Consider the following 25,031-nt stretch of genomic DNA (forward strand, 5'->3'; position numbering starts at 1 on the left):
CGATACGGTGGAGCGGGGACGCCCCCCAGGGCGGGTGGGGGGTCGGTAACCCCGAAAGATCCCGCGCGACACCGTTCACCGGCCCGCCGGTTGCCGGGCCGTCCGCCCGGCCGGGCGTGTCAGCACCTCCGACTGCCCGGTGGGGGCCGTGGCCCGGGGTGTCAGTCCTTCTCCCCGTCCAGGCCGTGCTCGATGGCGTAGCGGGCGAGTTCCACCCGGTTGTGCAACTGCAGCTTGCGCAGCGTCGACTGCACGTGGTTCTCCACCGTCCGATGCGAGATCACCAGCTTCTCCGCGATCTGCCGCGAGGTCATCCCCTTCGCCACCAGGCGCAGCACGTCCGTCTCCCGCTCGGTGAGCTGCGGCGGCGGCTCGGCACCGGCCGGAGCGTCCGCCATCCGCCGGTACTCACCCAGCACCAGACCCGCCAGACCCGCCGTGAACACCGGATCACCGGCCGCCGTGCGCCGCACCGCGTCCACCAGCTCCGGCGTCGACGCCGACTTCACTAGATAACCCGACGCCCCCGCCTTCACCGCCTCCAGCACGTCACGGTGCTCCCCACTCGCCGACAGCACCAGCACCCGCGTCGATGGCAGGGCCGCGGTGATCGACCGTGTCGCGTCCACCCCGGAGGTGTCCCCCATGTTCAGGTCCATCAGCACCACGTCCGGCCGGATCGCCGAGGCGATCCGCACCGCCGCGTCGCCGTCCGGCGCGGTCCCGCGCACATCGAAACCGTGCTCCGACAGGTCGCGTGCCACCCCGTCCCGCCAGATCGGATGGTCGTCCACGACCATCACCGAGATCTCCGTCATCGTCCGCCCCTTCGACGTCGCCGCGCGGAACCATCCGCCGCTCACCGGTCACCCGGTGCGACTCGCGTCGTCCCGGAGCGGTTCCTGCGGTCCCTCGGACAGGTCATCGCCGCTTCTCCCGGGCAGGCACGGTGAACTCCCACTCGGTACCCGCGCCCGGTCCGGTCTCCAGAGAGATGGTGCCACCCAGGTCCGCCACCCGTCCCTTGATCGACTTGGCGACACCCAGGTGGCCCTGTTCCGCGGCCGACTCCAAGCGTCCGGCCGGAATGCCGGGACCGTCGTCGCGCACGCTGATCACCACCGCCGAACCGAGATCCTCCAGCAGTACCCACGCGTTCGCCGAGGGAGCGTGCCTGTCGACGTTCGCCAGCGCCTCGCGAGTCACCGCCGCCAGCTCGTCCACGGTCGGCGCGGGCAGCCGGACCTCCCCCGCCGGCCCCGACACCTGCACCTTCGGCGTCGCCATCAACTGCAGGGCCGCGCGCAGATCCGCCATCCCGCCCGAGTCCGCGGCCACCGGTTCGGTACTCACCAGCGCCCGCAACGCGATCTCCTGCTCACCGGCCAGCGTCGCCAGCTCCGCCGCCTCCCCACCCAGTTCCGCGCCACGCCTGCGTACCCGCGCCAGCACCTGCAGCACGCTGTCGTGGATCGACCTCGCCAGCCGTTCCCGCTCCGCCGTGGCGGCCTCCGCCCGCATCGCGTGCGCCAGCCGCGCCTGCGAACGCCGCGCCGTCGAAGCGGACATGCCGATCAGGTAACCCGCCGCCAGCAGCAGCACACCGTCGCGCACCACGTCCACGTCCACGTCGAGCTGCGCCACCCCGGTGCTCACCGCCAGCAGCAGGCCCGCCAGCACCCCGCCGACCGGCCCGAACCGGGCACCGGCCGCGACCGCCGCCGAGGAGATCCAGACCGTCGTGATCAACGGCGCGGACAGGGCGTACTGCGACTCGGACAGGATGAACGGCGAGGTCAGCATCAGCGCCGAGGTGAGCAGCACATCCAGCACGACCAGCCACTTCCACCGGGTCGCCTGCCGCGCGTAGGCGACGCCGGTGCACACCGTCCACGCTGCCATCACGCCCAGCACCGTCCAGGCCAGCCATTCGCGCTGGTAGCCGTCCCGGTAGACGATCACCACGCTCAGCGCGAACGCCAGCGTGAACGCCCGCAGCGCGATCGAGGCGATCCACAGCGGGGTGGCCGGATCGCGCACCACCGCCGACCCGCCACCCGCCCGCGGCGTCACAGCCGTTCGGGGTCGTCGCCGGCTTTCTCATCGGACGCGGTCGACCCAGCCGTCGACGACCCAGCCGAGGACGAGGCGGTCGACCCAGCAGACCCGCCGGACTCGGCCTTCTCCGTATCGGAGTTCGGCACGGCCTCCTGGTCGTGCAGCACGTCCACCTTGTCGGGATCCGGATCCACCTCGTGCAGCAGCGAGCGGATACCGGCGTTCAGCACGGCCAGCAGCGGCACGGACAGCAGCGCACCGGCGATCCCGGCCGAGACCAGGCCGACGGCGATCGCCAGGATCACCGCCAGCGGGTGCAGCTTCACCGCGCGGCCGAGCAGCAGCGGCTGCAGCACGTGGCTCTCCAACTGCATCACGCCGATCACGATGGCCAGCACGATCAACGCCGTCACCGGGCCGTTCGTCACCAGCGCCACCAGCACCGCCACCGAACCGGTGACCACCGCACCGATGATCGGCACGAACGCCCCGAGGAACACCAGCGTGGACAGCGGGATCACCAGCGGCACGCCGACGATCCACAGGCCGATACCGATACCGACCGCGTCCACCACCGCGACCGCGGCCGTGGCCCGCACGTAGCTGACCAGCGAGGCGAACCCGCGACGCCCGGCAACGTCCACCCGGTTCCGCACGTGGCGGGGCACGCCGCGGGCGATGAACGTCCAGATGCCCTCGCCGCCGACCAGGAAGAAGATGAGGATGAACAGCATCAGCGCAAAGCCGGTCAGTACCTCGCCGATCGTGCTGGCCGTCGTCAGCGCCGTGTCGGTGAGCGCCGACTGGTTGTCCTGCAGGAAACCGATCGCCTGGTTCAGGAAGTCCTGGATCTGTTCCTGACGCAGGTGCAGCGGGCCGTTGATCAGCCAGTCGCGGATCTGCTCCAGGCTGGCGTTGAACTGTTCCAGCAGGGCAGGCAGCCCGGCCTGGAACTGCACGATGACGAACGTCAGCAGCCCGCCGAGCAACCCGAGCCCTGCGATCAGCACGATCGCCGTCGCCAGTCCGCGGGGCAGCCGCATCCGCACCAGCCGCGCCACGGCGGGCGCCATCAGCGCCGCCAGCAGCAGGGCGATCGACATCGGGATGATCACCACGGCCAGGTAGCCGACCATCGTGACGATCACGTACAGCGCGGCGATCGACAGCAGGAAGTGCCATGCCAGCGCGCCCGCTATCCGCAGGCCCTTCGGCACGGAAGCCTGGACGTCGGAATCATCCATCGACATCGGCATCTTCGCCGTGGTCTTGCGGTCTGCGTCCTTCACGTGCCAACCGTAGCGGGCGGCGGTGACGACTTCCGCGCAACAAGCAGAAGTGAGCTGCGACACGGCCGAACGGACGCGACCCACCGGTAACAGGTCGCCGCCAGCGTCGATCACTCACCGCAAGATACGGGTACACAACGTGTTCTTCACCTGATCGTGCAGTCAAGTCGCCACGGGCTGGGCCTCGGGTCGGCGATTTGCGAGTCTTCTTCAGCGCCGACGTTGCGTACCGCCGCGAACACTGTTCGCGGTCACGCCGGACGAGAAGCGCCATCGATCGCAGGCCCCCAGCGACACGACCCCGCAGGAGCATGGTGAACCACGTGGCGACCACGAGACGGCAGCTTGCCGGTCGTTGGTGCACCCGTGCGCTCGTCGTGGTCGGTGGCGCCGTCGCCGGAACCGCCGCGGCCTGGATCCTCTCGGCGGCCGCCGCCTCGGCCGACACCGACGTCACGCCGGTGACCGACGCCGCCGTCGCCGGGGTGCACGACATCACCGGCGGCGTGTCCGAGCTGCTCGACGGAGTTCCCCGGCTGTCCCAGCCGATCGACACGCACCCCGTCGACACCCAGCCCGTCGACCCGCCCCGCCCGGACGACGGAGCCGGTGAGGGCGCCGGTGGCCAGCAGGCCGGGCGCGCGCCGCACCACGTCGTGCTCGACTTCGCCGACCAGGCCGTCGTGCGCCCCGTGGCCCGCACCCTCGGCGCCGTCGAGCACGTGCTCAACCGCCCGGAGGACGCACCGCGGGTCATCGAGGAAGCGCTGCCCACCCCGGAGCAGGTCGTCGCCCCGATCCTGGAGCTGCTCGACCCGCGCTCCTACGGCAAGCCCGGCGAGCTGCCGAAGCTCCCCGGCCTGCCAGGGCTCGACGGCGAACGGGACGACCAGCCGTCCGGGGGCTCCGCCGCGGACGCCCCCGGCGCGATGACCGCCCAGCCGCCCGCCGCGGGCCTGCCCGCCGCCGCGCCGCTGCCCGAACTTCTCCCGCTGACGACCGGCCCGGAGACGCACCGCGTCGTCCCGCCGGTCGCCGTGGACTCCGCCGACGTTCCGCGCGCGGACGTCCCGCCCGTTGACAACGGTGTCGACCCCTCCGCTCCCATCCGCGCCCCGATCGCGCCCCCGGCTGCCCCCGCGGGCCCCGGCGGCGGCGTCGGCGGCGTCCACTCGGACGGCCTGCCCTCCGGCATCGCCTCCGGCGTCCCCGCCCTGCGGGACGCGAACACGGCCGGTTCGCTCCGGCCCCGCGACCGGTTCCGTCCGGTCGAGCCGGGCTCGCAGCCCGGCGTCACCCCCGACTGACCCACCGGTCGCGGGATACCCGGCGCACGCCTGCCATCCGGCAGGGACGCCATGTCACAAGCACGTCCGCGACCGTTCCGGCGCGCAACGAAGCGCGCCCGCAGTCCCCGGTGCCCACCCCGTCCCCACTTTCCGGGTGCGAGCACCACCCCCTGAGAAAGACCCGCAAGGGATCCCAACAAGAAGGAGTCACTCTCAATGCAGACCTGGGCGAAGCGTGGAATTCAGACCGCGCTGGTCACGGGTGGTTTGCTGATGCTGGGCACTGGCATCGCATCTGCCGACGAGAACGTCAACCCCGATACACCGGCAGGTCCGCTGGACCTGAACGTCACCATCCCGATCGACATCGACGACAACGCGATCGGCACCCCGCTGGGCCAGATGAACCTCCCCGGCTACCACGGTGAGATCAGCACCAAGCCGCTCACCGAGCCGCTGCACAAGGCGACCGCCCCGGTGATGGAGCAGCTCAAGCCGGTCACCGACGCGGCCGCCCCGGTCACCAAGCCGGTCCACGAGGCCGCGGGCATGGTCACCGACGCCGCCAGCGAAGCGGGCCAGCGGCTGAGCGAACTCCAGCAGCAGGACGAGTCCGCCTCGCCGGTGCCGTTCACCGCGCCGGAGCACGCCAAGGCCGAGGCCCCCGAGGACGCCGCCGAAGGCAACCGCGTCGACCTCGACATCGTCGCGCCGGTCCAGATCGTCGGCAACGCGCTGGCCCTCGGCGGCGACGCCCAGGTCCACACCGACGAGACACAGACCTACCAGAACGACGACGACGTCAACACCAGCGGCAGCGAGAGCGGCGCCAGCGGCAACGCGGTCGTCCTCGACTGGGCCGCCCCGGTGCAGATCGCGGGCAACGCGATCGGCGGCCTCGGCGGCGAAGCCATCTCCACCGGCAGCGCGACGCAGAACACCACCCAGACCGGTGACATCACCACCGACGGCACCCAGTCCTCGCTCGCCGGCAACGTCGTCGCGGGCCAGGCGGCCACGCCCGTCCAGGTCACCGGCAACGCCATCTCCGGCCTCGCCGGCTCGGCTCTGAGCGAGTTCGACGCCAGCACCGACGCCGAAGCGGGCGGCGCGATCCTCACCGACGGCTCCGACCAGTTCGGCTCCGGCAACGTGGGCGCCCTGCCCGCCGCCCTGCCGATCAAGGCGAACGGCAACGCGATCCCCGCACTGCTGAGCAACGCCTCCTCGGCGTCCAACTCGGAGGCTAACGCCACCGCGGGCGGCACCACCCCCGGCATCAACGACATCGACAGCTACATCCAGACCGGCGGCGAGAACGGCTCCGTCTCCGGCAACGTCGTCCAGCCGCAGGGCGCGGGCGTCGCGGGCATCACCGGCAACGCCGCCACCGTCCTGGGCAACGCCTTCTCCGGCAACGGTCTCACCAGGCAGGCCGGGTCCGAGGGCACCACCTCCAGCGAGGTCGTCGCGGGCGGGTTCTCCAGCACCTCCGGTGCCGACGGCGCGCTGGCGGGCAACATCGCCGACGTTCCGCTGGCCCTGCCGGGCGAGCTGTTCGCCTCCGCGGCGAGCGTCGCGGGCAACGCCGACGCCTCGATGATCAGCGACACCAGCGCCACCGCGGGCGACGGTACCTTCACCAACGGCAACGACTCGCTGCTCTCCGGCAACACCGCCAGCAGCCCGCTGGCTGGAGCGGTCGAGGCCTACGGCAACGCCGCCACCCTCGTCGGCAACGCCGCCGCCGACGGCAGCGAGACCAAGGAGGTCAGCGCCGGCGGTTACAACGGCACGCTGGGCAACGACTCCGCCGGTTCCGGCAACCTGATCACCACCCCGGTTGCCCTTCCGGCCGAGCTGTTCGGCACCGCCACCGGCGGTCTCGGCAACGCGCAGGCCAGCGGGTCCGAGATCAAGGACGTCTCCGCGGGCGGCGGCGGCAACACCGACGACGACTTCGGCAAGATCAGCTCCAACCTGATCGCCGCCCCGGTCTCGCTCCCCGCGCAGATCTTCGGCATCGGCACCTCGGCCGTCGGCAACGCGGACGCCGCGGGCAGCACCGAGACCACCTCCACCGCCGGTGGCGACTACAACGCGACGGGCCCGCTGGGCACCATCGCGGGCAACCTGGTGCAGGCCCCGATCTCGCTTCCGGCGCAGTTGCACGGCATCGCCGCGGCCGGTGGCGGCAACGCCCAGGGCCTCAGCGAGAACCTGACCGACTCCTCCGCCGGTGGTGACGCCACCACCGACGGCACCGAGGGCACGATCACCGGCAACATCGTCCAGGCTCCGGTCGGCGGTGCGGGTTCGCTGTTCGGTCTGGCCGGCAGCGTGCTCGGCGGTGCGGAGGGCTTCGGCGTCAACGACGTCACCTCCGCGGCCGGCGGCGACTCGGAGACCGCGGGCACCGAGGGTTCGCTCGCGGGCAACGTGATCAGCGCCCAGGCCCTGCCGATCGCGCAGGTCTTCGGCAGTGCGCTCGACGTGGCGGGCAACTCGCTGGGCGACGGCGTCAACACCACCGAGGTCACCTCCGGCGGCGACATCGACACCGACGGCACCGAGGGTTCCATCTCCGGCAGCATCCTGGACGTCCCGGCCGCGGCCGTGGTCCAGGGCTTCGGTGACGCCGTGTCGGTGCTGGGCAACTCGGACGCCTTCGGTGACAACCTCACCAACGGCACCGTCGGCGGCGAGACCAACACCGCGGGCGAGCAGGACAGCCTCTCCGGCCTGGACGAGCAGCTCCCGATCGGCGTCCTGGCCCAGGTCTACGACGTGCCGGTGGAGATCCTCGGCAACGCGATCACCGAGGCGGTCAACGCTACCGACATCGAAGTCGCGGGCGAGGAGCCCTCGTTCATCCAGCAGATCGACGGTTCGGAGCTCCGCGCCGGCACCCTGCCCAGCCTGCCCGGCGGCCGGATGCCGACCACGCTGCGCGCGGACGCCACGCCGATCTCGGCGATCGACACCCCGCAGGCGAGCATCCTGCCGTTCGAGCTCCCTGGCAAGACCGTGCTGGGCGGCGACGACCTGCTCGGCGGCGCGTTCTCCGGCAAGCTGCCGCTGGACGTCCCGTCCTTCGACAGCCTGGACCTGCCCGGCGGCATCACCTCCGGCAAGCTGCCGATCGACCTGCCGGTCTCCGGTCAGCTTCCGACGCTGCCCGGCACGGACCACGTCGGTGGCCCGTCCGTCGACCAGCTCCCGCTGGTGCCGATGGACTTCGGCCGCCCCTCGGGTGGCCCGGCCATGGCCCAGGTCGACAGCTCGCCGCTGAGCATCTTCGACAAGCTGGTCGGCGAGCTCACCGGCAAGAAGTTCCACATCCAGTGATGAACTGACGCACTAACAGCCAGACCACGGCGGCCCCGGGAGCGAGCGCTCCCGGGGCCGCCGTGCGTGGGCCTGCCGAACCGCAGCGCCTGCCGAACTGCAGGTCAGCCGAACTGCAGCGACCGCTTCGCCAGGCCGTACCAGTAGCCGTCGATCACCGTGCGCGGCAGCTCGGCGGCCCCGCTGGCGCCCAGGCTGACGAACAGCGGGGCGAAGTGCTCGATCCGCGGGTGGGCCAGCACTGCCGCTGGTGCCTTGTGCCGGAAGTCGAGTACCGCGTCGATGTCGCCGGTGCGCAGCGCCTGTTCGCCCCACAGGTCGAACTCGGCGGACCAGGACGGCGGCGAGTAGTCCGTACCGCGGGCGAAGTCCACCGCGCTCAGGTTGTGCGTGAAGAATCCGCTGCCGACGATCAGCACCCCCTCGTCCCGGAGCGGCGCCAGTGTGCGGCCGATCTCGTACAGCTCCCGTGGGTCCAGCGAGGGCATCGACATCTGCAGTACCGGCACGTCCGCGTCCGGGAACATCTCGGCCAGCGGAACGTACGCCCCGTGGTCAAGACCGCGACCCGGATCGTCGTGCACCGGATTTCCCTTGCCGTGCAACAACTTCCGCACCTTCGCCGCCAGTCGTGGCGCGCCCGGTGCCGGGTAGGTGACCTGGTAGTAGTGCTGCGGGAAACCCCAGAAGTCGTAGACCAGCGGCACGGTCGTCGTGGCACCGAGCGTCAGCGGCGCCTCCTCCCAGTGCGCCGAGACGATCAGGATCGCCGTGGGCGTGTCCAGCGTGCCCGCCCAGTCGGCGAGCTGACGGGTCCACCGGAGGTCATCGGCCAGCGGCGGCGCGCCGTGGCTGAGGTAGAGCACCGGGGACCGATCGGTGACGGCCATGTCCACTTCCCATCGTGCGACATCTCCTGCAGTATTGAATCTTCAACTATCACTGTACGCCGGATCGGCGGACCGCGACATTCGTCGAACGACGGACGGGCCCGGGCCTGTTCGGCCACCCCCCGCCGCGCCTATCCTTCGGCCATGGACGACGCGGTCGTTCCGTTCGGGAACGTCCTTCTCTTCGCCGCGGTGGCGCTGGCGCCGACGGTGGCGTTCTGGGTGCTGCTCAGAATCCCCCGCACGGCCGACTGGATGGGTTCGCTGCGCCGTCGCGGACTCAAACCGGCCGGCCCGCCCATCGAACGGCTCGCCGCCGACCTTCGCCGGGTGCGGCGGTCGATGACCGCGCTGCCCCCAGGCGCGCCGGCCGTGCGCCGCAACGCCACCGGTCAGGCTTACGACGCCCTGCTCGGCCAGGCGTGTGACGCCGTCGGTATCGGTCACGAACTCGACGGCGTACCCTCGCACGGCGTCGAGCGAGAACTCGAACGGCTCCGGGTGGAAGGGGCACTGCGCGCCGCAGGACTCACGATCTGAGCGTGGCCCGCCGATCACAGTGTGACAACTCTGCGACATTCGGCGGTAGCAACCGGCGGTCAGATGTCCTAATTTCGCCAATAGTCCGGTGGAGGGCCACGCGCTCTCGAGGAGGGATATGGCTTCCGACAACGACTTCCGTGCGGCGCTGGACAATGCCGCACGCCAGGCGCTCGACGTCATCGGCCGTATCCACGAGGATGCGCGAGCCGGGCTGGACACCAACTACTGGGTCGCCCGCACCGAGCTGAACGGCAAGTCCAGGCGCGTCTCGCTGGACGAGCAGCTCGGCGGTAACCCGATGGCCTGGTTCGCCGGTCAGGGACACGGGCAGGCGCGACATGCCCAGCCCCCGCAGCCGCCGATGCAGCGGCAACCCGAGCACGGTTACGGCTACCAGGACTACGGCCGGCAGAACCACGGCTACCAGGACCATGGCAGGCAGGAGTACGGCAGGCCGCAGCACTTCGGCCCCGGCCGCTACTGAACCCCCGCTGTACCACGCGCCAGTGGATCGTCGATTCGCGTGACGTCTGCACGGTGATGCGGCGTCACGCCTGGATCAGCCGTTCGCTCAGCTCCCAGAGTCGCTGTGCCGACTCGGGATCGACGGCATGGGGTACGACCTCGGCCGGGATGTCCCGATCGACGCCGAAGTCGATCGGCCGCGGAGTGTCCAGCGGTGAGATGTCGTTGTCCTTCAGGTAGATACCGCCGATGCCGGCGAGCAGCGGGCTTGTCGCGGCGAACACGCTGGTGCTGGCGCCCTGCCGCGGAGTCTTCGTCCCGCGGCCGGGGTCGATGATCGGCCGGCCGGAATCGTCGAGGAGTCCCATGGCCCGTTGCTGCTCGTCGGTCACCGCCCGTCCGTCCTCGGGCCGCGAGGGCCCCAGGTCGGTGCCGAGGATGACACCGGGGTGCACCGCGTAGCCGCGGACTCCGTCCGTGGCCCAACGCCGGTCCAGCTCGACGGCGAACAGCACGTTGGCGGTCTTCGACTGGCCGTAGCCGAGCATGGGCTCGTAGCCGGTGGTGAAGTGCGGATCGTCCCAGCGGATACCGGAGATCCGGTGGCCACCGGAGGTCACGTTGACCACTCGGGCAGCACCGGCGGCGCGCAGGGCGGGCAGCAGGCCCAGGGTGAGCTGGAAGTGGCCGAGATGGTTGGTGGCGAACTGCGATTCGTAGCCGCGCGCGTCCCGGAACAGCGGGCCGCCCATGATGCCCGCGTTGTTGATCAGGATGTGCAGCGGGCGGCCGGAGCCGACGTAACCGGCGGCGAAGGCGTCGATCGACGCCGGGTCGAGGAGGTCCAGGCGAGCGAGCTCGACGCGTTCGATCCCGGCCAGCGCGGGGGCGGCGCGGTCCGGGTCGCGCACGCCCACGGTGACCGACGCGCCGGCCCCGCTCAGTGCCCGGGTGGTCTCCAGGCCGAGTCCGACGTGGCCGCCGGTGACGATGACGTTGGTGCCCGACAGGCCGATGTCCTCCAGTACCTCGTCGGCGGTCGACGCGGCGGTGAAGCCGGATCCGATGGGGCGTTGTTTCTGGGTCATGTCACCACGCTAGGCACGTCTACCCGTACTTTGAATCATTGAAGGTCCGTATTTCTTACGCGAGAGTACGAGCATGGCCGCTGATCACCTGTCCGAGGTGTTCGACCTCGTCGACGTTCGCGGTCTGCTGTCGGGCGGGTTCGCGGTACGGGGACCCTGGGTATCGCGCGCGGCCATCGACACCCCGTTGAAGTTCCTCGCGATGGTGTCCGGCCGGGCCCGGCTGACCACCGACGGCGCGGCCGAGCCGGTCGAGCTCGAACCCGGCGACGTTGCCATCCTGAACAAACGGTCGTGGCTGTGTGTCGAGGGCGGCACCGGTGAAGGACCGCGCCGCGAGATCACGCCCGAAGCGGACTTCCCCTTCGCCGACCTGGCCGGTGCCGACCGCGGCACCGGCGACATCCTCATCGGCGGCCGCATCGACCTCAACCCCGCCGGTGACGCCTTGCTGCTGCGCTCGCTTCCGCCGCTGGCGCACGTCCGGGCATCGGCCGCCTCGGCGAACAACCTGCGCGGCAGCCTCTACCGACTGTTCGACGAGGTGACCGGGAACCGGATGGGCTCCGCGTTCGCGATCCGGCAGCACTGCCAGCTCCTGCTGCTGGAGGTTCTGCGCGCCCACATCGACCAGGCCGAGCTGCCCCCGGGATGGCTGCGGGCGCTGACCGACGAACGCTTGCGCCCGGCGCTGGGCCTCATGCACGCCGAACCCGGAAAGTCGTGGGGCTTGCCGGAACTGGCGCGCGCCGCGGCGATGTCACGGACGTCGTTCGCCGAACGCTTCCGGACCGTGGCGGGCACACCGCCGCTGACCTACCTCCATCAGTGGCGGATGCTGCTGGCACAGCGCGCACTTCGCGACAGCGATATCCGCATCGGGGCGCTGGCGATCGAACTGGGCTACTCGTCGGAGAGCGCTTTCAGCACCGCGTTCAAACGAGAGGTAGGACAGTCACCGCTGCGCTACCGATGCCGGGTACGCGATGAACTGCCGGTCAACGCCGCGGTACCGGTGTGACCGCACGCCCCACGGAGCCGCGTGGCCGTCGACAGGGACAGGCCCTCAGCCCTGGGCGAGGTCGGCGAACCGGCTGTAGTGGAGCTGGTGCGCGACGACGATCGTGGACTGCGGACCGGCACGGTGCTTGGCCAGGATCAGGTCCGCCTCACCGGCCCGCGGATCGTCGCGCTCCCAGGCGTCCGGCCGGTTGATCAGCAGCACGATGTCGGCGTCCTGCTCCAGCGAACCGGACTCACGCAGGTCCGAGAGCATCGGCCGCTTGTCGGTGCGCTGCTCGGGACCACGGTTGAGCTGACTGATCGCGACCACCGGCACCTCGATCTCCTTCGCCAGCAGCTTGAGCTGACGGGAGAACTCCGAGACCTCCTGCTGCCGCGACTCGACGCGCTTGCCGGACGTCATGAGCTGCAGGTAGTCGACGACGACGAGCTTGAGATCGTTGCGCTGCTTGAGCCGCCGCGCCTTCGCCCGGATCTCCATCATCGTCAGGTTCGGCGAGTCGTCGACGAACAGCGGCGCCTCGCTGATCTCGCTCATCCGGCGGGCAAGGCGCGTCCAGTCGTCGTCACTCATCCGGCCACCGCGCATGTCGGCGAGCCGGATCCGCGCCTCGGCGGAGAGCATGCGCATGACGATCTCGGTGCGGCTCATTTCCAGGGAGAAGATGACGCTGCTCATGCCGTGCTTGATGGAGCACGACCGCGCGAAGTCCAGCCCCAGCGTGGACTTACCGACACCGGGACGGGCGGCGACGATGATCATCTGGCCGGGGTGCAGCCCGTTGGTCACCTCGTCCAGGTCGAGAAAGCCGGTGGGGATACCGAACGACTGGCCGCCGCGGGAGGCGATCGCGTCGATCTCGTCCATCGTCGGCTGGAGCAGTTCCTCCAGCGCCACGTAGTCCTCGGCGGTGCGCCGCTCGGTGACGTCGTAGATCGCGGCCTGCGCGCGGTCGACGACCTCGTCGATGTTGCTGCCGCCCTTGTCCTGGTTGGCGCCGTAGCCGAACTGGACGATCCGGGTACCCGCCTCGACCAGCCGCCGCAGTACGGCCTTCTCCGCGACGATCTCGGCGTAGTAGCCGGCGTTCGCTGCGGTGGGGACCGTCTCGATCAGGGTGTGCAGGTACGGGGCGCCGCCGACCCGGCCTAGCTCGCCCCGGCGCTCCAGCTCGGCGGACACGGTGATCGGGTCGGCCGGTTCGCCCCGGCCGTACAGGTCGAGGACGCAGTCGTAAACGGCCTGGTGCGCGGGCCGGTAGAAGTCCCCCGGCCCGAGTGCCTCGATGACGTCGGCGATCGCGTCCTTCGACAGCAGCATCCCGCCCAGCACCGATTGTTCGGCGGGCAGATCCTGCGGCGGCTGCCGGTCGAACTCCCCGCCCCGCGACATCTCGCCCGGGTCGGGCGGGGGGTACGCGGGACCGCGGTCGTCGGTGATCGCCACCGTCCAGGCCACCTCTCTCGTGTTCGAACGTACGTTCGATTGTAGCGGAATTCCAGCCCGGATCGCGGCCGTTCCGCCTAGCTCGCGGGTCACTTCCGGAGACCGTTCGCAGCGACGCTAGATCCCTCGGTAGGAGCAAAGCAATTCAGCCTGGGGACCGTCCTGTGGACAGCCTGTGGATCAATCAGGGTAACGAGTCACAGGCAGCCGCTACCCTGTTCATAACCTGGGGACAACACCGGGGGGTCTTAGCGAAATCGCAGGTCAGACCTTGTGAATTACCTGTGGATAACTTTGATCGAGAATGTCTCGGCGTGTCGCGCGGATCGCGTGTTCGGCGTGTCGCGACAGGCTTGGGCGGTCGGTTGTGCACGCACCTGTGGATAGCTGCTACGGAGCGTAGAGTCGCCACCCGTTGGGCTGAGTGGGTGGCGATTCCGCCGTTCAGACGGGCAGCCTGCTGTGGGCGTTGCGTAACCGGTCGGCGATGAGCTGGGCGGTCGCCGGCGTCAGCGCGACCCGGGGTTCACCACTGCCTGGGATCTCCTCGGTGAGCCAGCGGCCCTCGGTGGTGTCGATGTAGTTCAGCGGCCGTTCGACGCGCTGCCGGGTACCGGCCCTGGTCCGCGCGGCGACGTACAGGCTGCCCCCGCCGAGCCTGCGCAGCCCCAGAACCCGGCGCAGCTCCTCGGCCTCCTGGCTGCTCTCGCTCGGCCGCGAACTCCGCAGGATCTCGAAGCCCTCGTCGCCATCGCCGGTCCGGCCGGTGCCGCCGACCTGACTGCGCGGAACGCTGAGCTGCCTGCCCCTGCCCGGTGCGAGGCCCGGGATCTGCGCGATGAAGTTCTCCATGAGCTGGTCCGGGCGCAACGACACCAGCACCACACCCTCGTGATCGGTGTTGCGGGCCAGCACGAAACCCTCACCCCCGGCACTTCCGGCGAGCAGCGTGTAGTTGACGGGCTTGCCGTCGTGGCCGCCGGTGATCCACCCGTAGAACTCGACCTGCGGCCGGGCCACCGCCTGCACGGTCGCCAGCAGTCCGCGGTCGATGCCGCCGCGACCGGCGAGGCCGTAACCGGCGAGTTCCGCGTTCGCCCGGTCGGTGGCCGCGCGCTTCGCCTCGGGGCTCTGCCACACAGGCGTGCTCGCCAGCACCGTGTGCGGTTCGCCGTCGCGCCGCCGGATGAGATTGAGCAGGGTGCCGGTCGTCAAGGTCACCTGCTGATCCAGCACCGTGGTGCTCCTGTTCTGCTCGCCCGGAAGGGGCGGACGCCGTCGTCCGCCCCGCTCCCGGTAGTTCTGTTCGCCGAACCCGGCGAACCCACCGTGCCGTCGCGGCTATTCGCCGATGACCGGCGGCGCGGTGAGTTCGTCGGTACCGAAGATCTCGTTGCCGTCTTCCTGCACCAGGTACTTGGACGTGTGCTCGTCGTCGTCGCCACCCTGGCCGCCGCGACCGGCGCCGCCCATGGCACCCATGCCCATGCCGCCGCCCATGCCGCGCCCGCCTGCCGCGCCCGCGCCACCCGCACCGATCGCGCCGCCGCGGACTCCGCCCGCAGCGCCGGCACCCGAGCCCGAACCGGCCCCGGTGCTGGAGCCCGCGCCCAGTGCCGAACCCGAACCGCCGGGACCGAAGCCGCCGGAACCCGAGCCGCCACCGGGGCCGAAGCCACCACCGCCGATGCCCCCGATCGATCCGGCGCCGCCACCCGCCCCGGAACCACCGCCGGGGCCGAAGCCGCCCCCGCCGACGCCGCCGATGCCGTGGCTGCCGAAGTCGGCGGACGGCACCTTGTCCGGAGTGAAGCCGGAACGGTGCGTGCTGCCGTCGTACTCGGGCCTGGTCAGATCCGGCCGGTTGATGTCCGGCCGGTTGATGTCCGGCCGGTTGATGTCCGGACGCTGCGGGTCGGGCCGGTTCAGCTCAGGACGCTCCGGCAGGTTGGGCCGGAGCCCGCCGTTGTCGCGGTCGCCCCGGTCACCGTCGCCGACGTCGATGCCGCCCGGACCGCGGGGGCTACCGGGCCCGCCAGGTTCACCGGGACCGCCGGGCCCCCGGCCGTCATCGTCGTCCCCGTCCCTGCCGGGCGGCTCCTTGCGCTCCGGCGGCGGCCCCTTCGGGTCGCCCTCACGGTCGTCGATGTCGATCTTGCCGAACTCGCCGTCGACGCCGCTGAAGTTCGGCATCCCCGCGGCGTTGCGGACGCTCTCGTCGTAGTAGGCGTTGAACGCCTGGACGTTCGACTCGCCCTTGGCGTTGTAGTCGTCGATCGACCGGTCGGTATCGGTCTCCCAGGGCGCGACATCGTTCCAGAAGCCGCTCTCCGGGGGCTTCTCCGGAATCTCCTGCACCCGGTTCCGGACGTCGCCGAACGCGCTGACCTGGCCGTCGAGATAACGGGTGCTCTCGCCGAGGTTCATGCCGGAGTCCTCGGTCCAGATCTGCAGGGGCTTCGCCCCGGACATGGCGGCCTCCCCGCCACCGCCCTGCCAGGCGCTCTCCATGTCGCGGTTGATCTCCTCGATCAACCGGTTCCGCTCGTCCGCACGATCGCGCAGCGTCCCGGCCGAGTACTGACCGTCGACCAGGGAACCTTCCCCGTCGCCGTCGGTGATCTGCCGGTAGATCTGGTAGGCGTCGATGGAACGCTCGCCCTGGGTCGAGGAGTAGTCCCCGGCCTCGTTCTGGTTCGCGGCTCCGTACGCGGCCGCGCCTGCGACCAGCGGGATCAGGAAAAACGGCATGACTGTCTCAGCCCCTCGGAATGCCCACGGCGAACTCTCTTCGCCACCGGTTGTCGGACGCGGCCGCGGATGCGCGGGTTCCCCCTGCCATCACGAGCCCCCCTTGAGCGTCTGCATCGCCGAATCGGCCAGCTTTTCCGCGACCTGGCAGGACCTCGGCTTGTCCGGCCCCTGGTCGATCTGTGTCAGAGCCTGCAGCGCCAGCTTCTCGGACAGCCCGACGTACAGCTCGCAACGACCCTGGGTGCGGTCATCGGTGGGGCCGGCGTAGACGGCCGGGTGCCCGGCGATCTCCGCCTCCTCGAAGTAGGCGAGCTGCTCCTTCTGTTCGTACATGGTGCCCAGGCCCTTGCTGTTCCTGGTCAGCGCGATGATGGTCAACCGGCCGGTGGTGACCTCCGAGTAGTCCCATGAACAGGCCGCCCCACCACCGGTCGATCGCTTCCGGCCGGTGTCCTTCAGGCCGAGCCCGGAGGCGGCGGCACCGCTGAGCGCGACGCACGGATCCGCCTCGAAACTTGCGGTGTCGATCGGGTCGGCGACCGCGGGTGCCCCGCTGTCCGGCTCTGCCGCCGAACTCCCCGAGGATTCCGCGGGCGTGGGTGCCCCGGCCGCAGGCGATCCGGCGGTCTCGCCCCCGCAGGCGCTCAACAGGCCCAGCGCCACGAGAGACAGGGACGCGAGGACGGCACGTCCGGAGCGAGTGCTCACTGGTCACCCGCTGCCGCGACGACGTCCGCCTGGGCGTTCTCCTCGGTGGCCTGCACGCCACTCTTCGCGGTCTTCAGCGCCTCGATGTAGCGGGTGACGTAGTCGATCATGCGCTGGTTCTGGTCGCCGAGGGTCTCACCGGACTTGCGCCCGGCGTCGGCGAAGTCCCCGCTGGCGAACTCGTTGCCCGGCGGCCGGACGTCGCGGACGATCCGTACCTCCGCCTCGTCGTCGCGGAGCTGGTTGAGCAGGTCCTCCCACTTCGCGATGACGGCGTCGATCTGGTCCGGCGCGAACTGGAAACCGCCGCCACCCTTCGACCCCGCGACGTCGCCCGCCACGTTGCCGGCGAGAGCGGCCGCGCCGCCGAGGCCCTTGGCGGCGTCGCCGATCCACATGTCCGGGACATCCGGCATGAACGGGAGCCGGTCGATCGCCCCGCCACCCGCCTGCGCTCCTGCGTCCAACATTCCAATGATCCCCTTCGCATCCCCTGCACGCACCGGCTCGCCGGTGCGTGACGCTGCGGACTACATCCGCGACCCTCGGTGAAAATCTTGCGCGGACCCCGGCGCGGCGTCAAGAACACCTCGCACGGAGTCGGACGTACCGGCCGGTGAAGCCGTTCCCCCGCGTTGCCCCAGCGCACGGACGGAAAGCCTGGACAGAAAATACCGCGCCGACGACGACGGCGGGGCCGCTCCCCGGAAAAAAGGGGAGCGGCCCCGCCGCTGGTTCTGGTGAAGCCCTCGTCGGCGAACTAGCCGGCGTTGACCTCGAGGCGGACCTCGACGGTGACGTCCGGGTGCAGCCGGGCGGTCACCTTGTGCTTGCCGACGGTCTTGATGTGGTCGTCCAGCTCGATGATGCGCTTGTCGAGCTGCGGGCCACCGGCCGACTTGATCGCGGAGACGATGTCGTTCGTGGTGACCGAACCGAAGAGCTTCTTCGAGCCCTCGGCTGCCTTGCCCGCGACCTGGACGGCGCCGAGGCCCTCCAGCGTCGCCTTGATCTCCTTGGCGTGGTCCAGGTCCCGGATGCGACGGGACTCCTGGGCACGACGGATTGTCTGCACGTTCTTCTCGGCGCCCTTGGACGAGGCGATCGCGTACCCGCGCGGAAGCAGGTAGTTGCGGGCGTACCCGTCCTTGACCTCGACGAGGTCGCCCGGGCCACCGAGGTTGGCCACGTCCGTGGTCAGAATGATCTTCGCCATGACTTGGCCTCCTTTACCGGGCGCTCGAGGTGTACGGAAGCAGCGCCATCTCACGGGAGTTCTTCACCGCGATGGCGACGTCCCGCTGGTGCTGGCTGCAGTTACCGGTGACGCGGCGGGCACGGATCTTGCCGCGGTCGGAGATGTACTTGCGAAGAAGGTTGGTGTCCTTGTAGTCGATCGCCTCGGGGCGACCCTTCTTCTCGGCCTTGCAGAAAACGCAGACCTTCTTCTTCGGCTTACGAATGGGTGGCTTGGCCACGGTTGACTCCTGGGGTGATCAAAAAGTGGTTGCTTTAGAAGGGGGGCTCGTCGGCGAAACCGCCGCCACCGCCGCCGCCACCACCGGTGGCGGGCGCGGAGCCCCACGGGTCGTCGGCAGGTGCGCCGCCGCCGGAACCGCCGGCGTTGCCGCCGCCGAACCCGCCGCCGCCGCTGCCGCGGCTGACCTTGTTGACCTTCGCGGTGGCGTAGCGCAGCGACGGACCGATCTCATCGACCTCGAGCTCGACGACGGTGCGCTTCTCGCCTTCCTTGGTCTCGAACGACCGCTGCTTGAGCCTGCCCTGCACCACGACGCGGGCACCGCGGGTCAGCGACTCGGCGACGTTCTCCGCCACCTGACGCCAGACGTTGCAGCGCAGGAACAGCGCTTCGCCGTCCTTCCACTCGCCGGACTGCTTGTCGAACATCCGCGGCGTCGAGGCCACGGTGAAGTTCGCGACAGCGGCACCGGACGGGGTGAAGCGAAGCTCCGGGTCCGCGGTGAGGTTGCCGACCACCGTGATGACGGTGTCTCCAGCCATGGGTTACTCCCGTGCCTCAGGCCTTGACGGCGGGCTTGGGGGCCGGCTTGCGCAGCTTGCGCGAACCCGGCTTCGGGGCCTCGCGACGCATCACCTTCGTGCGCAGCACGGTCTCCTGCAGCGAGAGCTGACGGTCGAGCTCCTTCACCGCTTCCGGCGTGGAGTTCAGGTCCAGCAGGGCGTAAATGCCCTCGGCGTGCTTGTTGATCTCGAAGGACAGCCGCCTGCGGCCCCACACGTCGACCTTTTCGACGCTGCCACCCTCGGACGTACGGATCACGTTCAGGAACGTGTCCAGCGTCGGGGCGACCGTGCGCTCGTCGAGCGTGGGATCGAGGATGACCATTACCTCGTAATGGCGTGACACAACCACTCACCTCCTATGGGCTCGCGGTCACGGACGATCCGTGACAGGAGGGTTTGTCGTCACGAAGAGTACCCGGGCCCGCCGACAGTCCGGACCGCAGGTGGACGCCAGCGGGCCGGACGACGCGACGAGGGCCGCCCCGGACGGGACGGCCCTCGTGAAAGCCTTGCGCGATAAGAGAAAGTACCTCAGGTGGCCTTGCGGACCACCCAGGTGCGGACGAGCGCGGCGGAGACACCGGCGAGTGCGATGACGGCGAGCAGCATCGGCATCTGCACGGTACCCGGGGCCTCCGGCGCGGCGAGCGAGTCGGCGTTGCCGGCGTTGCGGACGTCGCCGCTGACCGGCTGGCCCTGCTGCTGACCGGGAGCGCCGAGCACGCCGACCTCGGGGGCCTGCATTCCGGGCACCGGTGCCGCGCCGGGGTAGCGGTTGCCGGGCGGCGGGGCCGGGATGCCGGGCGGCACGACGGGGATGTTGTCGTAGCTGCGCTGCGGGACGGTCGTGTCGCCCGAACCGGTGGAACCGGAGGGCAGCGGGTCGGGCAGGTTGCCGGTGCCGGGCTGCGGTCCGGTACCGCCGTTGTTGCCGCCGGGCGCGGGCTGCTGCGGGATGGGCTGCTCGGACTCCGGCGCCTCGTAGTCGCTGGCGACCACGGAGATGCCGCAGCTCCCGGCGATCTTGTTCTTGATGCTGGAGATCGTTTTCGAGGAGTTGAGTCCCAGGCCGAGCGAGCCCTTCAGCGCACCGGCCGCGGCGTCGGCGATCGAGTTGCCTGAGACGAGGCCGTTCTGTGCGTTCGGCACCTGGCCGACCGCGAGGGCGCCGTCGCGGGTGACGTCGTGGGCGGCGATGTCGGCGAGGGCGAGCGTGCCCGCCTCCTGTGCGCCGCGCTTCACCAGGTCGCGCAGGGACTCGGCGCGCACGGTGACCGGATCGCCGATGTTGCCGTTGACGGTCGAGGTGCAGCTCTCCGCCTGGTGCGTCGTCGTCGCGGTGGCGGTGCCCGCCACCACGATGCCCCCGCCGGTGGCCGCGGCGGCGATCGCCGTCGCGATGAGGACGTTGCGTGTCCGGTGGGCTCGGGGGCTGCGCTTCGACCGCACTGGCTCTGTCCTCCGCTGCGTTGGTGAGTAACTTACCGCTCGATCGTGTGATCAACGAGTCGATCACGAGAAGGGTACGCAAAGATAGCGGGTCGGGTTCCTACCTACTATCGGCGGTATGTCTTCGGCGCCCGTTCCCCGCCCGGCGCCCTGGCGCTGGTGGCTTGTCCTCGGCGCACTCGTCTGCGCGACGGCGGGCTTCTTCGCCGCCGTCAACCCCGGTCGGCTGGTCCTGCTGCACGCCGCCGCGCCGTTCGGTGGGCTGTTGCTGGCCTCGGTTCCGGTGCTGGTGGCCGCGGCGCTGTTCGCCCACGACGGGCATCCGGTGACCCGCAGGCTGCTGCCTGCCGTGCTGGCGACGCTGGGCGTGCTCGGCGCCGCCGCGTCCTGGCTGCTGTCCGGCGGGCGGGAGACCTCCGGTCAGTCCGTGGTGGCGACCTCAGAGGACGAACGGCTGCAGATCGTCCGGATCCGTACCGGGGACGCCGATCCGGTGGACGAACTCGTGCTGCGCTCCAGCGAGGGCCTGCTCTCCCAGCGCGACGAACTCGGCTGCTTTCGGCCGGACGGTGCCGGTCGGTCGTTCGCCGCCGCCCGGTTCCTCGCCGACGACCTGGTGCAGGTACTCGGCGGGAACGGGGAGAGCTGGACGCTGGCCGTGGACGGGCCCGCGGTGCGGATGCGTGACCGGCTGCCGCCCGGCGCCTGCTAGACCGCTCGGACGGGCGTGCTCAGACGCCCTGCTCGACCGACCGGCGGAGCACCCAGGTGCGTACCAGCGCCGCGGTGACGCCGGAGAGCGCCAGCACGGCGATCAGCACCGGCAGGCCGACCGCGTCGGTCATCGGGTTGCCGCCGGAACCCGGCAGCGCCTCGGCCCTTCCGGCGTTCTGCACGCTCTCGTCGCCGCTTGCCCGGCCGGCCTGGTCCTTGCCGAGGATGCCGAACTGCGGGGCGTAACCGGGCACCTGACCGCCGTAGCGCAGGCCGGGCGAGGGGGCGAACAGACCCGCGGACGCGGCGGGCAGGTTGCTGTAGTCGCGCATCGGGGCGAAGCCGCCGCCGAAGCTGGTGGGCAGAGCCGCGAATCCGGGCAGGCCGCTGCCGCCGCCGAGCACGGGGCTGTTCGGTGGGAGCAGTCCGGGTCCGGGAGCGGGCCGCTGCGCGCCGGGCGCGGAGCCCTCGCCACCGGGACCGCCCGTGCCGGGCTGCGGGCCGGGGTTCTGCGGGCCGGGTCCGTTGCCGCCCGGGTTCTGCGGGGCGGGCTTCCTGCCGGGGTTGAGGGCGCGCGCGGCACCCTCGACGACATCGCGGCCCGTCTCGGCGACGGCCTGCGCCCCGTCCTGAACGGGAGCGGCGACGTTGTTCACGGCCTTGACGGTCACCTTGCAGACGTTCGGCACGAGCGGTCCGAGGATCGGCTTCAGCAGTCCGGAGAGTGCGCCGAGGATCTGTGACCCGGGGACCGCGATGGTGTTGGTGCCGGGCTGCACGGTGCCGATGGTGATCGTCGGCGCTTTGGGGTTGCCCAGCAGGGAGCCGACGTTCAGCGCGATGGGCTGCCCGGGTTCACCGCTCAGCGTCGCGCCGCAACTGCCGGCGATGAGCGGAGGGGCCGCCACGGCGGTACCGGTGGTGGTGGTCGTCAGCGCTGCCGTACCGGCCAGCACGAACGTGGCCGCCCCCACGGCTGCTGCCCTGCGTGTACGCCCTGCCATCGCTTCGCCCTTCCAGCGTCTGCATGCGGGATTGCCCCTCGTCGGGTTCAACGAGGGGAGCCCGCGGAGGTGACGCGAACGCGACGCGAAGCCACCCGAACGGAGGCGGGCGGCGGACTCGCGGCTCAGACGGCGCGGCGGCGGATCCAGGTGCGGACCAGCGCCACGATGACGACCGCGAGCGCCAGCACGGCGAGGAGCTGGGGGAAGCGGTCGGTGCTGGTGTTCTGCGCGGGGATCGCCTCGGCGCTGCCCGCGTCCTGGGCGCGGACGTCCGGCGGGGCCGGCGCGGAAGGCAGCGGGTTGAGGTCGGGAGCCTGCACGGGCGGGACCACCGGTGCGGGCGGGAGCGGGGAGCCGGGCATGGTGAGCGGCGGGAACTCGGAAAGGCCGGAGCCGTCCAGGTCGTCGAAGGAGGGGAACTCGGTGAGGTCGTCGTCCGGGAGTTCCGGGAACTGGACGTCCGGTCCGGAGCCCTGGCCGGGGTCGCCACCGGGCTCGCCGCCGGGCAGTTCCGGCTGCGGGCCGGGTGCCTCGGGCACGTCCGGGTCCTCCGGACCGGGCTGCTCGGGCTGTTCCGGGTCCTCCGGGCCGGGCTGTTCCGGATCCTCGGGGCCCGGCACCTCCGGGTCCGGTACCTCGGGGTTCTCCTCCGGTGCTCCGGTGACCGCGCCGAGCAGGCCCTGCACCGGCGCGGCGAGCCCGTTGACCAGGCCCTGGCCGGTGTCGCAGGTGGCCTTGACGGTGTCGCCGACGATCGGCAGGCCGCCGAGCGGGCTGGTGACGGCGTCCACCGGGATGGTGAGCAGTGAGCTGCTCTCCTCGCCGGTCTCGGCGAGGCCGACGTCCACGCTGTCCTCGGCGTTGGCGAGTGCGCCCGCGTCGACCTCGATGGGCTGGCCGTTCTCGTCGACGAGGCTCTCGCAGTCCCCGGCGAGCACGGGCGGCGGCTCCTCCGCGTAGGAGGTCACGGGCAGCGTCAGCACTGCTGTGGCGGCGATGAAGCTCGCCGCCCCGATCCGGAGGCCGTTCTTCCGCATCGAGTTCCCCTATCGCCTTGAACTTCACGCCGAGTAGCCCCGCGGGCACGCGGGGGCCGAGCGCCACCGTACTGCACAATCCTGACTCGGAGGACCCGGATGCGGTAACCAGTTCACGGCCGCATCCGCGCTCCGGCGTCGTATTCTCTTCGGATCATGAGAATCGGTGCGCACGTCCGCGACGACGAGAACCCGCTGTCCCTGGCCGCCGAGCTCGGCGCCGACGTCATCCAGATGTTTCTGAGCGACCCGCAGAGCTGGAAGGCGCCGCCGCCGCATCCGCGGGCCGCCGAGCTGCGGGACTCGGATGTCGAGGTGTACGTCCACTCGCCGTACATGCTCAACATCGCCTCGCTGAACAACCGGGTGCGCATCCCCTCGCGCAAGTCCGTCACCCAGCAGGTGAAGGTCGCGGCCGAGGTCGGGGCCAAGGGCGTCGTGGTGCACGGCGGGCACGTCCGCGAGGGCGAGGAGGCGGAGGGTTTCGCCAACTGGCGCAAGCTGTTCGAGCGGCAGGCGGACGAGGGCGGCTTCGCCGTCCCGGTGCTGATCGAGAACACGGCGGGCGGCGACCACGCGATGTCCCGCGAGCTCGACCAGATCGCCCGGCTCTGGGACCAGGTCGGCGAGTTCGGTGCCGGGTTCTGCCTCGACACCTGCCACGCCTTCGCCGCGGGCTGGGACCTGGACACGGCGGTGGAACGTGTCATGGCGATCACCGGCCGGATCGACCTGCTGCACCTGAACAACTCCCGCGACGAGTTCGGCTCCACCCGGGACCGGCACGCGAACGTCGTCGGCGGCAAGGGCACGATCGACCCGGACGTACTGGCCGCCGTCGCCAAGACCGCGAACACCTCGGTCGTCGTGGAGACCGCGGCCGAGGGCCAGGCCGCCGACATCGCATTCGTGCGCGAGGCCGTCGCGCGCTGACGTCCTTTCGCCGGAGCGGGGCGCGGGTGAATTCCCGCGGGTCGCGTTCGGCGGCGGACGGCGAGGTCACGGGCCGATGCGGACGCCGGACCGCCTATTTCGCGAACATTTGTCCGAATTGCTCGAAAAGCCCGTAAATCCGTTCTCAGTATTCTTGAGTATTTTTTCACCTCCCATTCGAACGGGAGGTAAGCCGGACTATTTTCACGTTCATGTCCGAACATTCCGTGAAGAACCGGTTCAACCGTCGCAGCGCACTGGGGATCGGCGCCATGGCCGCCACGGCGAGCGTCGTTGGCGCGCTGCCCGCCGACGCCTCGTCACCGACACCGCCGGACGACTCCGTCGATCCGGCCACCGCCTGGAAGATGCTGACCGAGGGCAACGCCCGCTTCGTCACCGGCGAGCAGCGCCACCCGCACGAACAGCTCGAATGGCGCGAGAAGCTCGTCGACGAGCAGCACCCGTTCGCCTGCGTGCTCGGCTGCGCCGACTCCAGGGTGTCCCCGGAACTGGTCTTCGACCACGGCCTCGGCGACCTGTTCACCGTCCGCTCGGCGGGCGAGGTGCTGGACGACTCGGTGCTCGGCAGCGTCGAGTACGCCGTGGAGCACCTGGGGGTGCGCCTCGTCGTTGTGCTCGGGCACGAGAGCTGCGGTGCCGTCTCCGCCGCGCGCGACTTCGTCCGCGGCAAGGGCGAGTTCGCCGGCGGCGTCAGCACCCTCGTCCGGTCCATCGAGGCGACGGTGCTCGCCACCCCGCCGGAGGCCGACGAGGCCAAGTTCCTCGCCGCCTGCGTGGACAATCAGGCCCGCCGAGTGGTCGACCAGCTCAAGGAACGGTCCGTGGTGCTCCGGGAGGCCGCCGCCAAGCACGACGTCGAGATCGTGCCCGCCAGCTACAACCTGCACACCTTCGCGGTGGCCCGGCTCGACTGAGCCGG

Annotated in this window: 25 protein-coding genes; 8 read left to right on the forward strand and 17 right to left on the reverse strand. The window is 70.8% G+C overall.

The features are described from left to right. Positions 1-161: 161 nt before the first annotated feature. The 3 genes from CFN78_RS13900 to CFN78_RS13910 all read right to left on the reverse strand — a co-directional run bounded on the left by CFN78_RS13900 (position 162) and on the right by CFN78_RS13910 (position 3,314). Positions 162-818 carry a response regulator gene (locus tag CFN78_RS13900; protein ID WP_094863191.1) on the reverse strand — a complete coding sequence of 219 codons (657 nt, stop codon included), beginning with the start codon at positions 816-818 and terminating at the stop codon, positions 162-164. A gap of 103 nt (positions 819-921) precedes the next feature. Then, positions 922-2,073 (reverse strand): MacS family sensor histidine kinase, encoded by a 1,152-nt coding sequence (macS, locus tag CFN78_RS13905; RefSeq protein WP_094863192.1) that lies wholly within the window; start codon positions 2,071-2,073, stop codon positions 922-924. Further along, positions 2,070-3,314, reverse strand: a complete 1,245-nt coding sequence (locus CFN78_RS13910) for an AI-2E family transporter (RefSeq protein ID WP_420807882.1) — start codon at positions 3,312-3,314, stop codon at positions 2,070-2,072. The genes macS and CFN78_RS13910 overlap by 4 nt, the downstream gene beginning before the upstream one ends. Positions 3,315-3,670: 356 nt before the next feature. Between CFN78_RS13910 and CFN78_RS13915 the strand changes: the two genes are divergently transcribed. Both CFN78_RS13915 and CFN78_RS13920 read left to right on the forward strand, forming a co-directional pair. After that, positions 3,671-4,654, forward strand: a complete 984-nt coding sequence (locus CFN78_RS13915; protein WP_133116351.1) for a hypothetical protein — start codon at positions 3,671-3,673, stop codon at positions 4,652-4,654. Between the two features lie 198 nt (positions 4,655-4,852). Further along, entirely contained in the window at positions 4,853-7,984 is a 3,132-nt protein-coding gene (locus CFN78_RS13920; RefSeq protein WP_094863194.1) for a beta strand repeat-containing protein, read from the forward strand. 104 nt (positions 7,985-8,088) lie between these two features. Here the strand turns inward: CFN78_RS13920 and CFN78_RS13925 are convergent, their stop codons facing one another. Continuing rightward, complete coding sequence (locus CFN78_RS13925) at positions 8,089-8,874, reverse strand: dioxygenase family protein (RefSeq protein ID WP_094863322.1); 786 nt, start codon at positions 8,872-8,874, stop codon at positions 8,089-8,091. 144 nt (positions 8,875-9,018) lie between these two features. Between CFN78_RS13925 and CFN78_RS13930 the strand changes: the two genes are divergently transcribed. Both CFN78_RS13930 and CFN78_RS13935 read left to right on the forward strand, forming a co-directional pair. Next, positions 9,019-9,414, forward strand: coding sequence for a hypothetical protein (locus tag CFN78_RS13930; RefSeq protein WP_094863195.1), 396 nt, complete (start codon positions 9,019-9,021; stop codon positions 9,412-9,414). Between the two features lie 118 nt (positions 9,415-9,532). Continuing rightward, positions 9,533-9,901 (forward strand): hypothetical protein, encoded by a 369-nt coding sequence (locus tag CFN78_RS13935; protein WP_094863196.1) that lies wholly within the window; start codon positions 9,533-9,535, stop codon positions 9,899-9,901. Positions 9,902-9,965: 64 nt separating this feature from the next. Here CFN78_RS13935 and CFN78_RS13940 read toward each other — a convergent pair whose 3' ends face one another. Next, positions 9,966-10,970 carry an SDR family NAD(P)-dependent oxidoreductase gene (locus tag CFN78_RS13940; protein ID WP_094863197.1) on the reverse strand — a complete coding sequence of 335 codons (1,005 nt, stop codon included), beginning with the start codon at positions 10,968-10,970 and terminating at the stop codon, positions 9,966-9,968. A 73-nt stretch (positions 10,971-11,043) separates the two neighbouring features. Between CFN78_RS13940 and CFN78_RS13945 the strand changes: the two genes are divergently transcribed. Then, on the forward strand, positions 11,044-11,991 hold the full coding sequence (locus CFN78_RS13945; RefSeq protein ID WP_094863198.1) for an AraC family transcriptional regulator: 948 nt from the start codon (positions 11,044-11,046) through the stop codon (positions 11,989-11,991). A gap of 45 nt (positions 11,992-12,036) precedes the next feature. On the opposite strand, the gene dnaB is transcribed toward CFN78_RS13945, so the two are convergent. The 10 genes from dnaB to CFN78_RS13995 form a co-directional block, all read right to left on the reverse strand. Further along, positions 12,037-13,440, reverse strand: coding sequence for a replicative DNA helicase (dnaB, locus tag CFN78_RS13950; RefSeq protein ID WP_094863323.1), 1,404 nt, complete (start codon positions 13,438-13,440; stop codon positions 12,037-12,039). Positions 13,441-13,884: 444 nt separating this feature from the next. Beyond that, complete coding sequence (locus tag CFN78_RS13955) at positions 13,885-14,676, reverse strand: ESX secretion-associated protein EspG (RefSeq protein WP_094863199.1); 792 nt, start codon at positions 14,674-14,676, stop codon at positions 13,885-13,887. 105 nt (positions 14,677-14,781) lie between these two features. Continuing rightward, complete coding sequence (locus tag CFN78_RS13960; protein WP_240519439.1) at positions 14,782-16,191, reverse strand: hypothetical protein; 1,410 nt, start codon at positions 16,189-16,191, stop codon at positions 14,782-14,784. 90 nt (positions 16,192-16,281) lie between these two features. After that, complete coding sequence (locus tag CFN78_RS13965; RefSeq protein ID WP_094863200.1) at positions 16,282-16,902, reverse strand: DUF3558 domain-containing protein; 621 nt, start codon at positions 16,900-16,902, stop codon at positions 16,282-16,284. Continuing rightward, positions 16,899-17,372 carry a hypothetical protein gene (locus CFN78_RS13970; RefSeq protein WP_094863201.1) on the reverse strand — a complete coding sequence of 158 codons (474 nt, stop codon included), beginning with the start codon at positions 17,370-17,372 and terminating at the stop codon, positions 16,899-16,901. The genes CFN78_RS13965 and CFN78_RS13970 overlap by 4 nt, the downstream gene beginning before the upstream one ends. A 290-nt stretch (positions 17,373-17,662) precedes the next feature. Further along, the gene (gene rplI / locus CFN78_RS13975) at positions 17,663-18,118 is read right to left on the reverse strand and encodes a 50S ribosomal protein L9 (RefSeq protein ID WP_094863202.1); all 456 of its coding nucleotides are present in this window, start codon (positions 18,116-18,118) and stop codon (positions 17,663-17,665) included. Between the two features lie 13 nt (positions 18,119-18,131). After that, entirely contained in the window at positions 18,132-18,380 is a 249-nt protein-coding gene (gene rpsR, locus CFN78_RS13980) for a 30S ribosomal protein S18 (protein WP_094863203.1), read from the reverse strand. Between the two features lie 34 nt (positions 18,381-18,414). Next, complete coding sequence (locus tag CFN78_RS13985) at positions 18,415-18,924, reverse strand: single-stranded DNA-binding protein (protein WP_094863204.1); 510 nt, start codon at positions 18,922-18,924, stop codon at positions 18,415-18,417. A gap of 16 nt (positions 18,925-18,940) precedes the next feature. Further along, entirely contained in the window at positions 18,941-19,291 is a 351-nt protein-coding gene (rpsF, locus tag CFN78_RS13990) for a 30S ribosomal protein S6 (RefSeq protein ID WP_205660510.1), read from the reverse strand. A gap of 188 nt (positions 19,292-19,479) precedes the next feature. Continuing rightward, positions 19,480-20,397 carry a hypothetical protein gene (locus CFN78_RS13995; protein WP_240519440.1) on the reverse strand — a complete coding sequence of 306 codons (918 nt, stop codon included), beginning with the start codon at positions 20,395-20,397 and terminating at the stop codon, positions 19,480-19,482. 118 nt (positions 20,398-20,515) lie between these two features. On the opposite strand from CFN78_RS13995, the gene CFN78_RS14000 reads away from it, so the two are divergent. Next, on the forward strand, positions 20,516-21,109 hold the full coding sequence (locus tag CFN78_RS14000; protein WP_094863206.1) for a hypothetical protein: 594 nt from the start codon (positions 20,516-20,518) through the stop codon (positions 21,107-21,109). A 19-nt stretch (positions 21,110-21,128) separates the two neighbouring features. Here CFN78_RS14000 and CFN78_RS14005 read toward each other — a convergent pair whose 3' ends face one another. Both CFN78_RS14005 and CFN78_RS14010 read right to left on the reverse strand, forming a co-directional pair. Further along, positions 21,129-22,115 carry a hypothetical protein gene (locus CFN78_RS14005; protein ID WP_094863207.1) on the reverse strand — a complete coding sequence of 329 codons (987 nt, stop codon included), beginning with the start codon at positions 22,113-22,115 and terminating at the stop codon, positions 21,129-21,131. A 125-nt stretch (positions 22,116-22,240) separates the two neighbouring features. Beyond that, the gene (locus CFN78_RS14010) at positions 22,241-23,155 is read right to left on the reverse strand and encodes a hypothetical protein (RefSeq protein WP_094863208.1); all 915 of its coding nucleotides are present in this window, start codon (positions 23,153-23,155) and stop codon (positions 22,241-22,243) included. 156 nt (positions 23,156-23,311) lie between these two features. On the opposite strand from CFN78_RS14010, the gene CFN78_RS14015 reads away from it, so the two are divergent. Together CFN78_RS14015 and CFN78_RS14020 are read left to right on the forward strand one after the other, a co-directional pair. Further along, positions 23,312-24,088: a deoxyribonuclease IV gene (locus CFN78_RS14015; protein WP_094863209.1), complete on the forward strand. Its 777-nt coding sequence runs from the start codon at positions 23,312-23,314 to the stop codon at positions 24,086-24,088. A gap of 212 nt (positions 24,089-24,300) precedes the next feature. Next, positions 24,301-25,026 (forward strand): carbonic anhydrase, encoded by a 726-nt coding sequence (locus CFN78_RS14020; RefSeq protein ID WP_205660511.1) that lies wholly within the window; start codon positions 24,301-24,303, stop codon positions 25,024-25,026. The last annotated feature ends 5 nt before the right edge of the window (positions 25,027-25,031 follow it).

It is taken from the genome of Amycolatopsis antarctica, from assembly GCF_002262875.1.
Classification (GTDB): Bacteria; Actinomycetota; Actinomycetes; order Mycobacteriales; family Pseudonocardiaceae; genus Amycolatopsis; species Amycolatopsis antarctica.